The sequence below is a fragment of the Antribacter soli genome (assembly GCF_021568775.1).
Taxonomy (GTDB): Bacteria; Actinomycetota; Actinomycetes; order Actinomycetales; family Cellulomonadaceae; genus Antribacter; species Antribacter soli.
Map to the genome: position 1 here is coordinate 26,870 of NZ_JAKGSG010000060.1, position 13,180 is coordinate 40,049.

The following is a 13,180-nucleotide window of genomic DNA, read 5'->3' on the forward strand; positions in this document are numbered from 1 at the left end:
TCTACAAGGCCTCAGACTCCAAAGGCCGCGGAAACGTTGAGTTTCCGCGGCCGGCGAGTCGGGCTGACAGGATTCGAACCTGCGACCTTCCGCTCCCAAAGCGGACGCGCTACCAACCTGCGCCACAGCCCGCGGCATGGGCGACCTGCCCGTACGCACCGCGCCAGTGTAGTGCCCCGGGCAGTGCTGGCACGCCTCGGAGTACGTTCCACCGGGTGGGGTTTGCTAGGGTGAGGCCCGCGGTCCGACGACCGGTGGCGTACCCAGGGCGATCCGTCCCCGGGGGCGCGCGGGACGTCGCCGGGCACCGTGCGGGCGTAGCTCAATGGTAGAGCCCTAGTCTTCCAAACTAGCTACGCGGGTTCGATTCCCGTCGCCCGCTCTCCCCCGCGAGAGCGCAGGTCAGAAGCAGTTTCTGACCTGCGCTCCCCGCGTTCCGGAGGCTCTGGGTGCTCCGCGTACGCCCGTCAGTTCTCGATGCCTATCGCGCACAACTGGCCGGCGACCTGGTTCGCGTCGGTCACGCCGATCGAGGGGCACTTGCGGTACAGCCAGAGCGGCAAGGTCGCACTGCGATGTCGAGGATGACGCGTATGCCGTAGTCGTACATGAGGTCCATGACCTCGTCGAACCACTCGAACCGGAATTTGCCGTCCGTCGGTTCAAAGGTGTCTCAGGCGAGATGGCCCAGTCGCACGATCTGGGTGCCGGCCTCCCGCATCATCGCGACGTCGCGACGCCAGGTTGAAGGACCGGAATCGTGCGGGTGGTAGTTGGCGCCGACGAGAAGTCCTCGGTCGGATCCGTTTCCGGGTTCTGGCGCATGAGTGCTCAAATTGACTCGCAGTTCCTCGACGTCGACGGGCTGCTCGGGGAGGCGACAAGGGAGCCACGCCTTCGGGGGCGGCGCGTCCACGCCGCCCCCGAAGGTGTCCGCATGTCAGGCGGTGCCGGTGACGGCGGTGCCGTCGCGGGTCACGGTGTACTCGATCGTCTGGCCGCTCCAGAAGTGGAACGTCAGGAAGACCGGCTCGCCGTCCTTGAGGCAGTCCAGGTACAGCTTGGTCAGCAGGATGGTCCCGCTCTCGTAGTCAGGCCGGAAGTCCTCCCAGAACCCCAGGAACGTGGTCCAGTCGATGGAGCCGGCCGCGGTGCCGTCGGCGTAGACCGACTCCATCATGGACAGCCGGTCGCCGTTGAACGCGGTCGGGATCGTCAGCCCCGCGTTGGTTCCGGTGGCGTCCTCGATGACGACGTCCTCGGAGTTGATGAAGTTGAGCTTCCAGGGCATGCCGTCGGAGAAGTAGATCTTGAGCTGACCGCTGGTGCCGATCTCCCGGTCGCCGAGGATGCGCTTGATGAACTTCGCCTTGATCGTCAACGTGGTGCCGTCCAGCGAGTAGTCCTTGCCGGCCTGCAGCGTGGTGGTCCCGCCGTGGGACGTGAAGGTACTGCTCGAGAACCGCTAGGGAGGGCGCTCCCCGAAGACCGCTTGCGGGGCCCCTCATCGGCGAAGGTATGCGGTACCCGCACTTCCTCGGATTCATCTGACCTATTGACAGGTGATATGTGTAGATGCATCCTAGTTTGGACACATGACCCAGCAAACATCGATGTTCCGGTCGCACAAACGGACCAAGGGCTCGATGAAGGGAGACATGAATGCTCGCAACGAAGCGAATCTCATTCATCAGACGTCTTGTCAGGGGCGCGGCCGTCGCAATCAGTGCCGCTCTGGCTTCGACGCTGGTCGGGGTCGTGCCCGCGCAGGCGGCCTCGACCTGCTCGTCGGGCGGCACGGTCGCGATGGGCAAGTACTACGTGAACAACAACCTCTGGGGTGCGGGCTCGGGTTCGGGCTGGCAGTGCTCGTGGGACTCCTGGCAGTCCGGCGACACCATCGGGTGGGGAACCACCTGGAACTGGAGCGGCCAGACGAACTCGGTCAAGAGCTACTCCAGCGTCGTCCTGGGGTGGCACTGGGGCTGGCAGCGGCCGGGCACCGAGCTTCCGGTGCGCGTCGGCGACTACCGCTCCATCCCGACCACGTGGAACTACACGGTGAACCAGGCCGGGACGATGAACGTCGCCTACGACCTGTGGCTGCACCCGATGTCCAACCCCGGCTCGTCGAACAACCCCACCGACGAGATCATGATCTGGCCCTACCGTGACGGCGGGGCAGGACCGGCCGGGAGCTACCAGGCGACCGTCACCATCGGCGGCGCCTCCTGGGACCTGTACCGAGGCTGGATCGACGCCGGCAACGGCGTCGGCTGGAACGTCTACTCGTTCATCCGCACCTCCAACACCACCTCGGTCAACCTCAACCTGCGCGACTTCACCGGCCACCTGATCTGGCGCGGATGGCTCAGCGGCGACAAGTACCTCTCCAGCATCCAAGCCGGCACCGAGATCTTCCACGGCAACGGTCGCGTCGACACCAACAACTACTGGGTCGACATCCAGTAAGGCCATGAAGGTGTTGTCACTGGCGTTGAGTCCCGCGAGCCGGTCGATCAGGCCACCGACGTCGTCGGGCACGCCGGGGCGCGCCCGACAGGGGCGTGGGAGCGACCGACGTGAGTGGAGGTTCAGGTACTCCCTGGTCTTCTCCGTCACCGGGACCAACCGGATCAGCACCGGCGGGAAGTGCCTCGACGCGGAGAGCAACGGCACCGCCAACGGTACCCGGGTCATCTGGTGGGCCTGCGGGTCCGGGACGAACCAGCAGTGGACGTTCCAGCCCGACGGCACCATCAAGGGCGTCCAGTCCGGCAAGTGCCTCGACGTACGCCAGGCCGCCACCGGTAACAACAGCGTGCTCATCCTCTGGACCTGCAGCGCCGCGAACAACCAGAAGTGGACACGGTTCTGACCCGTCCACGAAGACCGACGCCGGGCAGCCTGGGTCAGCGACTCAGCCGCCCGGCGTCGGCGCCCCGCGAGCCTGAAGGAACGGCCTCCGTGCGGACCTACATCTGAACAGAACTCCTGACTCAAGGCACTGGTGCCGACACCTCGCCCCGCTTGCGGCCCGCGTGTTCAACTACCCGCGGGCCGCCACGCCGGAGTTACCGTCTGGTCCACTGCTGGTTGACCTGTCCGCCGCCGCAGGTCCAGAGAGTGACCTTCGTGCCGTTGCTGGTGCCCCAGCCCGAGGCGTCCAGGCACAGGCCGGACTCCACCCCGGTGATGGTGCCGTCGGCGTTGACGTTCCACTGCTGGTTGGCTTGTCCGCTGCAGTCCCAGATGACCACCTGGGTACCGTTGCTGGTGCCGTGCCCGTAGGCATCCAGGCATTTGTTGCCGTACACCATGAGCTGCTTGCCGGCGGTGTAGGTCCACCGCTGGTTGGAGCCACCCCAGCAGTCCCACAGCTGCACGCCGGTACCGTTGGCGGTGCCGAGCCCGGTGACCTCGAGGCAGCGACCGGACTGGACACCCACGATCTCGGTGGTGCCCGCGGAGCCAACGCTGCCGGGTACTGATCGCAGTGCGTCGTACCAGACCGCGGCCATCTTGTCGTATCCGGCGGCGGTCGGGTGGACGCCGTCGGTCAGGTCGGCGGTGGTCAGGGCGCCGTGCATGTCGACCAGGTGCACGTTCTTGCCGGCGTTCATCTTGCTCTGGACGATGCCGGGGATCGCGGCGTTGTAGCTGTTGACCGCGGCATCCCCCTCGCTCCAACCGAGCGGAGTGATCTGCGCGACGAACACCTCGGCGTTCGGCGCCGTCGTGGTGATGCGGTCGATCAGTGCGGACAGCCGGTTCGGGGCGCTGGAGACGTTGAAGTCCTGCAGGATGTCGTTGGTGCCGATGTGCAGCAGCACGGTGCGCGGCTGGTAGGTGTTCAGCCAGCCGACGATGTTTGCGTCGATCTGGTCGATACGCCAGCCGGGGTGGCCTTCGTGATCGTGGTCGCCGAGACTCGCGGGCCCGTTGAACTGCGACCCGACGAAGTCCGTGGTGTACCCGGCGTTGGCCAGGCGCTGCCACAGGCCGATCCGGTATCCGCCCGGCGTCTGTGTGCCCTCGGTGATGGAGTCACCCAGCGGCATGACACGTACCCCGCCGTTGGACTCCGCACTCGCGGGACCGATCGGCGTCATCGCCATGGCCACCACGACACCAAGCGCCGCGATCGGCCCGAGCCACCTTGCTCTTGTTCGCATCACTTACTCCTGGCATGCGTAGGAATATTTTCGTTGTGGGCGTTGCCAGCCGGCGCCGGTCCGGGTCGGCGTCGACTGTCCCGACCTGTGCATTCCCCGACTAGCCGCCGTCAAGCTCGCTCAGCGTCCCTGCCGCCGGATCTGCGGGGCGGGCTCGGCCTTGCACCGAGCCCGCCCGCTACATCCCCACGCGATCCTGATCGCAGCAACCTGTGACATCGCTCAGCCGATTCGGCATGAGCTGTTGCCGGCGAACGTCAGGTACACCAGACCTGCGTCACGCCACTAGCGCTGCAGAGTCAGCAGACCCGGCCGATAGGGCAGGCGGCCGTAGTCCATACCGTCAGAGCTGGGGTCGCGCCCCTGGTAGAGGAACTGCAGGTTGCAGGGGTCGATGGTCTTGGTCTGGTCGGGGTTGGTGCGAACCAGATCGCCGTGGCTGATGTCGTTGGTCCAGGTGGCGCCACTGTTGGCCTTCCCTGCGAAGGGGTTGCTCTCGGTGGCGGCCTGCGGGGTCCACGTGCCGTCGAGGCTGGTGGCCGTGAACGAGCGGAAGTAGCGACCGTTGTTCCCCATGGCCTCGACGATCATGAGGTACTGGTTCTGACCCTGGACCTTGTAGACCTCAACCGCCTCGAACAGGTTTGCCTTCGTGTCGGTCATGATCTTGGTGTAGCTCGAGCCAAAGCTGCCCGGGAAGTTCCCGAGGGGCATGCTGGACCGGTAGATGTTGCCTTCGTCGTCGGCGAAGAACATGTACATGTTCCGGTCGTCAGCGATGAGGGTCTGGTCGATGGGAGCCCCGACGGGAAGGGTCCCTGTGAAGAGTTCCTGGTGCGGGCCCCAGCCGTTGGGGTTGGTGGGGTCGCTCGAGGTGCGGTAGGAGAAGGTGTATGGCCAACCCCACTGGTAGGCGAGCACCCAGGTGTTCTTCGGGGCGAAGTAGAGAAGCGTCGGCGCAACAGCATTGAAGCTCGTCATCTGGGTCTGGCCGGCCGAGGCCATGTCGGACCAGTTCGTGAAGGGGCTGAAGGCCATCGAGCCCCAGCTGCCGCCCGGAGGGGCTACGTTGTCGTGAGTCGACCCGTAGACGAGGTACTGGCCGTTGTGGCGGACTGCGGTGAAGTCCTTGAGCGCGACCGACCCGTTCTGCGGTTGTGCCAGCGGGCCGGTCGATGTCCAGTTGTACGTCGACGGAAGAGTGCACGTGCCGCTCCCGCCGTCGACCCGGACGAGCTGCCACTGCTGGTTGCTGCCGCCCCAGTCGCTGTACTGCACGACGTTGGCGCCGTCGTTGGTCGCCGCGTTCTGGACCTCGACCGCCTTGTTGCTGTTGCGGTTGATCAGGCGCACGTAGCCGCTGTCGGAGTCGGCCAGCCGGAACTGCTGGTTGGCGCCGCCGGTGTCGGTCCACTGGTGGATGGCGGCACCGTCGGCGGTCGACCAGCTGGACACGTCGACCACCTTGCCGGAGTGCCGCGCGCGCAGCTTGTAGTAGCCGCCGCCGGCGTCCACGAACTGGAACTGCTGGTTGGTGCCGTTCGTGCGGGTCCACTGGTGGAGCCGGGCCCCGTCGGCGGTGGACACGCCGCTGACGTCCAGGGCCTTGCCACTGTTGCGGTTCAGCAGCACGTACCAGGCGGTCGTGTCGACCGTGGCAGCTGAGGCCGGGCCGGTGGCCGCGACGATGCCGCCACCGGCCATCACCGCCGCCACTCCAGCGGCGACGACCCGCATCAACCACCGACGTCGCCGCGACGGCGGCGCGATCGATGAAGAGCTAGCAAAGGCAGACATGATCCTCCTTGATCAAGAGCCGAACGGTTCACCCGAAGAGGGCGCACTGCGACGCATGCCCGGGCGCATGCTTCGAAGTGTTAGCGCTAACAATCCCGTGTTGGCGTGGCCACGCCGATCAACGCTCCGACGAAGCAAATTGCCCGGTAAGTCAGGCTTCGTCGGCTGACCAGATTGTGAGCGCTAACACGCCGTTGCGTCAAGTAGTAAACGTTCTATGTCCACCAGCTGCAGCCGGTTCCCCGGCAGGCCCAACGGACTCTTGGGCCCGGGCGGGTCCCGCTGAGAACACCATGCCGGACGCCTGCACCACATCGGAATCGGTCGAACCCAAGCCGGAACCTACGTCCTGAACCTGGCCGAAGGCCTCAACATCCAGACCATCGGACGCCGCCACGGACGAGATCTTGCGCCCGAATTTTCCAGTTCACCCGCTCTGTGCCCCAACCTTCCTCGCGCGTCGCCCGTCTGACGTGGCATGAGGAACTACGCAGCGGTACATCCGGTCATCCTCGGTGGCGACGCCGGCGCCTACAGCCTCGCTCGCGCCTTTCACGAGGGCTACGGCGTCAGGTCGACCGTCGTGTCCATCCGCCCGACGCCCACCGTCGCGCACTCCAACATCATCCGGAACGTCGTCGAACCGCGCCTCGACGACCCCGCCGTCATGGTCGAGCTGATCCGCCGGGCCGCCGCGACGGCCCCGGGCCCGGTCATCGCGCTCACCTGCGTGGACTGGTACGTGCGGGCGCTCGCGGAGCACCGCGCGCGTCTGGAGGACGTGGCGGTCGTCCCCTACCCGCCGGTCGGTCTGCTCGACAGGGTGATGGACAAGCGGCGGTTCTCCGAGCTCTGCCATGAGATCGGGGTCCCACACCCGCGCACGGAGGTTCGCGACGGCGGGGAGCCCGTCGGCGACCTTGACCTGCGCTATCCGGTGATCGCCAAGCCCGGTGACAACACGGCGTGGCACCAGGTGTCGTTCCGCGGCAAGGCGAAGGTGCACCTGGTGCGGGATCGCGCCGAGCTGGCCGCGCTCCTGAAGGCGGCCGGGGAAGCGGGCTACCGACGGCCGATGATCCTCCAGGAGTACGTGCCCGGCGACGACTCGCAGATGCGGATCATGACCACGTACTCAGATCTCACGGGCGCGGTGCGCATGGCGTGGGGCGGTCGCGTGCTGCTCGAGGAGCGCACGCCCGGGACGCTGGGAAACCCGGCGGCGATCCTCACCGGCGGGCTTCCGCAGGTCGAGGCAGACGCCCGCCGGCTCGTGGAGCACCTGGGCTGGACCGGGTTCGCGAACTTCGACGTGAAGGTGGACCCGCGTACCGGCGTCGGGCACTTCTTCGAGCTGAACCCGCGCACGGGGCGGTCCAACTACTACCTGACCGCGAGCGGGCTGAACCCCGCTGCCTACTGGATGGCGGACCATCTCACCGGGCACTGGCCGCACGCCACGGAGCCGCTGGAGGTGCTGTACCGGATCGTCCCGGGCTTCCTCCTGGACAGGTACGTGCACGACGAGTCGGTACGCGCCGCCGTGCGCCGCGCCCGCGTCGTGCACCCGCTGAAGTACAGGCGGGACCCGTCGCCGCGCCGCGACGCCTGGGTACGTCTCGCTGAGCTGAACCAGGTGCGCAAGTTCTCGCAGTACCACCCGCTGCAGGAAGCGGGCGGGGTGCCCGGGCAGCCTGAGGCCCCGTCCGCGGAGCGTGAGGTTGCCTGACGTCGGCGCGCCCGGCGCCGGGGCCGCGGAAACGTTCGTCGGCGTGCTGGGCGGGGTCGGGCCGCTCGCGACGGTCCTGTTCATGGAACGCGTCGTCCGGTTGACCGACGCGGCACGCGACCAGGACCACGTCGACATGGGTCTGCAGCACGCGACCGTCCCGGACCGGACAGCGTTCGTGCTGGGGCGCTCCGTCGACGATCCGGGGCCTGTGCTTGCTGCCGACGCGCGGCGACTCGCCGGGGCGGGGGCCGCCTTCCTCGTGCTGCCGTGCAACACGGCACACGCGTTCGCCGGCGCGATCGCCGGGGCGACATCGATCCCGCTGCTGTCCGCCGTGGACGTGACGGTGTCCGCGGTGCTGTCGAGCGACGCCTGGACCGGTTGCCTCAGCGGGTCGCGGCCGGAGGCCGTCGGCCTCCTCGCGACGGAGGGGACGATCGAGTCGGGCGTCTATGTGGACGCCTTCAGCGCGCGCGGCATCAAGGCCCTGGTTCCGGACGTCGTCGGTCAGGCGACCGTGACGTCCCTGATCTACGACGGCGTGAAGGCGGGCCGTGGCAGTGACCTGACCGCGCTGGAGGGCGTCGTCGCCAACCTGCGCCTCCGTGGGGCGGGCGCGATCGTACTGGGGTGCACCGAGCTGTCGGTCGCGGCGGCGGCGACCCCTCCGGGCCTCCTGCCCGACGTCGTGCTCGTGGACGCCCTCGACGAGCTGGCCCGGGCAACGGTGCTGCGCGCGGGACGCAGGCTGCGCGCGGACGGACAGCACTCGCCGATGCGGCGACGACCCCCGGGCCCCTGACGATGTTCGAGGACGACGCCACCGTCCATGCAGCGGTGGGACTCCCCACGCACTCCGTCCCTGACGCGGCGACGACACCCGGTCTGGGGATGCCGGTCCGACAGTAGGTTGGGACTCGTGAGCGAAGTCGAGTGGCTGAACCAGCACGAGCAGCAGGCGTGGGTCACGTTCGTGAGCGGCACGGTGCTGCTCAACCGGGTGCTCGATCAGCAGCTGCGCGCCGACGCCGGGTTGTCCCACGTGCAGTACGGCATCCTGGCCCGCCTCTCCGATGCACCCGGTGGGTCGATGCGGATGCTGGCGCTCGCCGAGGCCATGGCGGTCTCCAAGAGCGGCCTGACCTACCAGGTCGTGCAGCTGGAGAAGGAGGGCCTGGTCAGTCGCGCGGCCTGTACCACCGACGACCGCGGGGTGATCGCTGCCATCACCCCGCTCGGCATGGAGGCGATGCGCCGAGCGGCACCCGGCCACGTCAACCTGGTGCGTGAGCTGGTCATCGACGCCCTCACCCCCCAGCAGCTGGACCTCCTGGCCGAGTGCCTGGCCCAGATCCAGCGCAAGATCGTCGAGCGCCAGATGTAGCGGAGGCGCCCCGGGACGCACGGCCGGCTGCGACGGCGGCGCCCCTCATTCACATGGCTCGGCCTCGGTCGCCCGGTCAGGCCGAGAGCATCCGGCGCCGTCGGCCATGCGGCGGCCGGCTTCCCCGAGCCCGTCGGCGAGCGCCTGCAGCTGGTCGGGCGTGAGCACGTCGATGAGCAGCTCCTTGACCCTGGTGACATGGCCGGGGGCTGCCCGCTCCAGCAGCGCCATGCCCTCATCGGTGATTCCGGCGAAGACGGCGCGCTCGTCGCTCGTGCACGAGCGCCGACGCACGAGCCCCGCCTTCTCCAGCTGCGCGACCTGATAGGTCAGCCCGCTCTTGGAGTTGACCAGGTCACCGGCCAGCTCCGCCATCCGCATCTCCCGGCTCGGAGCCCCGCTGAGCCGGGCGAGGATCTCGTACTGCAGGCCGGACAGGCCGACCTCCTCCTTGAGCCCGTGGTCCAGCCGGCGGTACAGCAACGCGTGAGCGTTGGTGAACGCCCGCCATGCCCGCATCTCGTCGTCACTCAGCCATCTCGTGTGACCCACGCCACAGCTCCGTCTGGTTGTTCGAATTGGAACGACCATCGTATCGTAGCGCCGTCGTTCGAATTTTAACTAACGGAAGCGATCTGGAGACGCCATGACCACCAGCACCCCCGCCGCCGCCGTGCGCACCCGGGTCCGCATCCCGCTGCGCTTCCCCGACGGCTTCGAGGTGGCGACCGAGGCGATCACCTTCCACGGCCTGGTCGACGGCGCCGAGCACGTCGCCCTCGTCCTCGGGGACCCGACGGCCACGCCCACCCCGCTGGTGCGTCTGCACTCCGAGTGCCTCACCGGTGACGTATTCGGCTCCGCCCGCTGCGACTGCGGCCCTCAGCTGCGCGAGGCCACCGAGCGCATCGCCGCAACCGGCGGCGTCCTGCTCTACCTGCGCCAGGAGGGCCGCGGCATCGGCCTGTACAACAAGCTCGACGCCTACGCCCTCCAGGACGCGGGACTGGACACCTACGAGGCGAACCTGGCCCTGGGCCTGCCGGAGGACGCCCGCGACTACACCGCCGCCGCCCAGATGCTCAGCGCTCTCGGCATCGCCGAGCTGGACCTGCTCACCAACAACCCAGACAAGGCGCAGCAGCTGCGGGCGCTCGGCCTGTCGGTGTCCCGGAGCGTCCCCACCGGCGTGCACACCAACCCCAGCAACCTGCGCTACCTGCACGCCAAGGTCCAGCACACCCACCACACCATCGACCTCGCGCCTGTGGCGTCCCTGGTCGGCTGACCGTCGGGACGGACAGGCCGGAGATCCTCATGGCTACTCGTCCACGCGTGCTGCTCTCCAGTGCGATGTCGATCGACGGCTACATCGACGACACCGACGAGCAGCGCCTCATCCTTTCGAACGACGAGGACTGGGAGCGCGTCGACTCGCTGCGCGCCTGGGCCGATGCCATCCTCATCGGCGCCGGGACGCTCCGCTCGGACAACCCCCGCCTGCGTGTGCGCTCGGCGCGCCTGCGTGCCGAACGCCGTACCGAGGGGCGGTCGGAGTCTCCTGTCCGAGTCGTGCTGACGGCCACCGGAGACATCGACCCCGACGCCGCCTTCTTCGCCGGGGACGGCACCGACCGGCTCGTCTACTCCGACCGCGCGGGCGCGGCCAAGAGCCGCCGCCGTCTCGGTTCGGCCGCGACCGTCGTCGACGCCGGAAGCCCGCTGGAGCTCGCCGCCGTCCTGGCCGACCTCGAGGCGCGCGGGATCCGGCGGCTCCTCGTCGAGGGCGGCGGAAGCATCCACACCCAGTTCCTCGCCCAAGGGCTCGTCGACGAGCTGCACCTGGTGACCGCCCCGTTCTTCATCGGCGATGCCAGGGCCCCCCGCTTCGTCGGCCCCGGCCCCTTCCCCCACGGTCCCGCACGGCCCCTCCGGCTGGCCGAGACCCGTCCCATCGGCGACCTGGTGTACAGCCGCTACCTCGCCGAACCCGCTCACCGCACAACAACCGACCAGCCACGAAGGACATCGAGATGAAGGCCGTCGTCGTCACCGATTTCGGGACCCACCCGCTGCTCACCGACCTGCCCATGCCCAAGCCCGGCCCCGGCGAGCTCCTCGTGCGCATCCACGCCGCCGGCGTGAACCCCTTCGACTGGAAGGTCGCCGACGGCGCCCTCAGGGACGCCGTACCGCACGCCTTCCCCCTGGTCATGGGCTCGGACGGGGCGGGCGTGGTCGTGGAGACGGGGCCGGGCGTGACCCGCTTCCGCCCGGGCGACCGTGTCTACGGGCAGTTCATGAGCCTGCCGCAGGGCCATGGCTCCTACGCGGAGTACACGCTCGCCGACCAGGACGGCAAGATCGCCCGCATCCCCGAGAGCGTGCCCTTCACCCTCGCCGCCGCACTCCCCACGGCCAGCGTGACCGCCTACCAGGCCGTCGAGGCCGCGCGCCTCGAGGAGGGGCACACCTTCCTGATCAACGGCGCCAGCGGCGGCGTCGGGCAGTCCGCCATCCAGTTCGCGGCCCGGGCAGGCGCCCGCGTTCTCGCCACCGGAACCCCGGACCTGGCCGACCACCTCCGCGACCTCGGTGCCCACGCAGTCATCGACTTCACCGTGGCTCCCACTCACGAGCAGGTGGCCGCTGCCCACCCCGAGGGCATCGACGCCGTCCTCGACCTCGTCACCCCGACCGGCGGCGACACGAGCCCCATGGCCGGCCTGCTCCGCGCCGGCGCCACCCTGGTCAGCACAAACTTCGCCACCGATCCCGGCGCCCTGGCCGCCCGCGACATCCTCGGCGTCAACCTCGGCAACAGCCCCACCGCCGAGACGCTGTCCGCGCTCGCCGAGCTCGCCGCCTCCGGAGAGCTGCGCGTCCGCATCGACGCCGAGGTCCCGCTCCACGAGGCACCCGCCACCATCGCCAAGGCCCGCACGGGCCACTCCACCGGGAAGACCGTCATCGTCCCTTGACAGGTCCGCCGGTGCGGCCGGTTCGACTCCCGCCGGAACGATCCGCGCATTCGGCACGTTCCGTAGCCGGAGCATGTCAGGACGACTGTTGGGAGTGGAAACGTCGATGGTTTTCAAGAAGCTGCTCGGTGCGCTCGGCGTGGGCGGGCCCATGGTGGACACCGTGCTGGAGCCGGTCGCCGTGCGCCCCGGCGGGACGGTGAACGGCGAGGTGCGCCTGAAGGGCGGCGCCTCCGACGTCGAGGTCCAGCACGTCACCCTCGAGCTGGAGGCCCGCGTCGAGGCCGAGCACGGCGGCGGTGAGAGCCGCGGCACCGTGACGTTCGGGCGCATCACCGTGGCCGGGGGCTTCCGGTTGGGCGCCGACGAGGAGCGGACGGTGCCGTTCTCGTTCCCGCTGCACCCGGAGACTCCGCTCAACGAGCTGGATGGCCGGCCGATCGGCGTCGGGCTGGGCCTGCGCACGGAGCTCGCGATCGCGCAGGCGGTCGACAAGGGCGACCTGGACCCGCTGCGGGTGGCACCGCTGCCGATCCAGGAGGCGATCCTCGACGCGTTCTGGCGGCTCGGGTTCGGCTTCCGCTCGGCCGACCTCGAGTACGGGCGCCTGCACGGGGTCGCGCAGCAGCTGCCGTTCTTCCAGGAGATCGAGCTGATGCCGCCGGCGCAGTACGCGAGGCAGATCAACGAGGTCGAGCTGACCTTCGTCGCCGGGCCGCACAGCATGGACGTGATCCTCGAGGCCGACAAGCGCGGCGGGTACTTCGGCGGCGGCCAGGATTCCGTGCTGCGGATCACGGTCGGCCTGGACGAGCGGCGCGACTGGGTCCACGAGGTGGAGGGCTGGGTGGGGCAGCTGGCCGAGCGGCGGTCCATGTTCGGCGGTCACGCGGGTCACCGCGGTCTGAAGGGTCACGGTCACGGCGGACACGGGGGTGGCGTCGGCCTCGGCGGCGTGGTCGGCGGAGTGGCCGCGGGCGTCGTCGGCGGCATGGTCCTCGGCGAGATGTTCGACGAGGTCGGGGACCTCTTCGGGGGCGACTTCGCCGAGGAGTAGTGGCCGACGGCGGCGCCGGGCTCCCTCGTCAGCGAGGGAGCCCGGCGCCGTGGT

The 13,180-nt window shown here is 68.9% G+C and carries 13 protein-coding genes, 2 tRNA genes and 1 pseudogene; 10 read left to right on the forward strand and 6 right to left on the reverse strand.

From position 1 onward, the window contains the following. Positions 1–58: 58 nt before the first annotated feature. A tRNA-Pro gene (locus L1785_RS20925) sits at positions 59–132 on the reverse strand. 179 nt (positions 133–311) lie between these two features. Between L1785_RS20925 and L1785_RS20930 the strand changes: the two genes are divergently transcribed. Next, positions 312–382: transfer RNA gene (locus tag L1785_RS20930), tRNA-Gly, on the forward strand. A gap of 138 nt (positions 383–520) precedes the next feature. On the opposite strand, the pseudogene L1785_RS23435 reads toward L1785_RS20930, so the two are convergent. Then, a pseudogene (locus L1785_RS23435) lies at positions 521–655 on the reverse strand (beta-galactosidase); the annotation flags it as partial. Positions 656–940: 285 nt separating this feature from the next. After that, on the reverse strand, positions 941–1,420 hold the full coding sequence (locus L1785_RS20935; protein ID WP_268914720.1) for a hypothetical protein: 480 nt from the start codon (positions 1,418–1,420) through the stop codon (positions 941–943). Between the two features lie 338 nt (positions 1,421–1,758). On the opposite strand from L1785_RS20935, the gene L1785_RS20940 reads away from it, so the two are divergent. Continuing rightward, the gene (locus L1785_RS20940) at positions 1,759–2,472 is read left to right on the forward strand and encodes a GH12 family glycosyl hydrolase domain-containing protein (protein WP_236087388.1); all 714 of its coding nucleotides are present in this window, start codon (positions 1,759–1,761) and stop codon (positions 2,470–2,472) included. A gap of 4 nt (positions 2,473–2,476) precedes the next feature. After that, entirely contained in the window at positions 2,477–2,878 is a 402-nt protein-coding gene (locus L1785_RS20945; RefSeq protein ID WP_236087389.1) for a ricin-type beta-trefoil lectin domain protein, read from the forward strand. A gap of 196 nt (positions 2,879–3,074) precedes the next feature. Here L1785_RS20945 and L1785_RS20950 read toward each other — a convergent pair whose 3' ends face one another. Together L1785_RS20950 and L1785_RS20955 are read right to left on the reverse strand one after the other, a co-directional pair. Next, the gene (locus L1785_RS20950) at positions 3,075–4,175 is read right to left on the reverse strand and encodes an RICIN domain-containing protein (RefSeq protein WP_236087390.1); all 1,101 of its coding nucleotides are present in this window, start codon (positions 4,173–4,175) and stop codon (positions 3,075–3,077) included. A gap of 285 nt (positions 4,176–4,460) precedes the next feature. Further along, positions 4,461–5,972: a non-reducing end alpha-L-arabinofuranosidase family hydrolase gene (locus L1785_RS20955; protein ID WP_236087391.1), complete on the reverse strand. Its 1,512-nt coding sequence runs from the start codon at positions 5,970–5,972 to the stop codon at positions 4,461–4,463. Positions 5,973–6,450: 478 nt separating this feature from the next. Here L1785_RS20955 and L1785_RS20960 point away from each other — a divergent pair, with 478 nt between their 5' ends. The 3 genes from L1785_RS20960 to L1785_RS20970 all read left to right on the forward strand — a co-directional run bounded on the left by L1785_RS20960 (position 6,451) and on the right by L1785_RS20970 (position 9,088). Next, positions 6,451–7,701 (forward strand): carboxylate--amine ligase, encoded by a 1,251-nt coding sequence (locus tag L1785_RS20960; RefSeq protein ID WP_236087392.1) that lies wholly within the window; start codon positions 6,451–6,453, stop codon positions 7,699–7,701. Further along, the gene (gene cuyB / locus L1785_RS20965) at positions 7,688–8,506 is read left to right on the forward strand and encodes a cysteate racemase (RefSeq protein ID WP_236087393.1); all 819 of its coding nucleotides are present in this window, start codon (positions 7,688–7,690) and stop codon (positions 8,504–8,506) included. The genes L1785_RS20960 and cuyB overlap by 14 nt, the downstream gene beginning before the upstream one ends. A gap of 117 nt (positions 8,507–8,623) precedes the next feature. Further along, positions 8,624–9,088 (forward strand): MarR family winged helix-turn-helix transcriptional regulator, encoded by a 465-nt coding sequence (locus L1785_RS20970; protein WP_236087394.1) that lies wholly within the window; start codon positions 8,624–8,626, stop codon positions 9,086–9,088. A 45-nt stretch (positions 9,089–9,133) separates the two neighbouring features. Here L1785_RS20970 and L1785_RS20975 read toward each other — a convergent pair whose 3' ends face one another. Then, positions 9,134–9,640: a MarR family winged helix-turn-helix transcriptional regulator gene (locus L1785_RS20975; protein WP_236087395.1), complete on the reverse strand. Its 507-nt coding sequence runs from the start codon at positions 9,638–9,640 to the stop codon at positions 9,134–9,136. 94 nt (positions 9,641–9,734) lie between these two features. On the opposite strand from L1785_RS20975, the gene L1785_RS20980 reads away from it, so the two are divergent. The 4 genes from L1785_RS20980 to L1785_RS20995 all read left to right on the forward strand — a co-directional run bounded on the left by L1785_RS20980 (position 9,735) and on the right by L1785_RS20995 (position 13,126). After that, a complete protein-coding gene (locus L1785_RS20980) occupies positions 9,735–10,376 on the forward strand; it encodes a GTP cyclohydrolase II (RefSeq protein ID WP_236087396.1) in 642 nt (213 codons plus the stop codon). 29 nt (positions 10,377–10,405) lie between these two features. Further along, positions 10,406–11,125, forward strand: coding sequence for a RibD family protein (locus L1785_RS20985; protein ID WP_236087397.1), 720 nt, complete (start codon positions 10,406–10,408; stop codon positions 11,123–11,125). Next, the gene (locus L1785_RS20990) at positions 11,122–12,069 is read left to right on the forward strand and encodes an NADP-dependent oxidoreductase (RefSeq protein ID WP_236087398.1); all 948 of its coding nucleotides are present in this window, start codon (positions 11,122–11,124) and stop codon (positions 12,067–12,069) included. The genes L1785_RS20985 and L1785_RS20990 overlap by 4 nt, the downstream gene beginning before the upstream one ends. A gap of 106 nt (positions 12,070–12,175) precedes the next feature. Next, positions 12,176–13,126: a sporulation protein gene (locus L1785_RS20995; RefSeq protein ID WP_236087399.1), complete on the forward strand. Its 951-nt coding sequence runs from the start codon at positions 12,176–12,178 to the stop codon at positions 13,124–13,126. Positions 13,127–13,180: the final 54 nt, after the last annotated feature.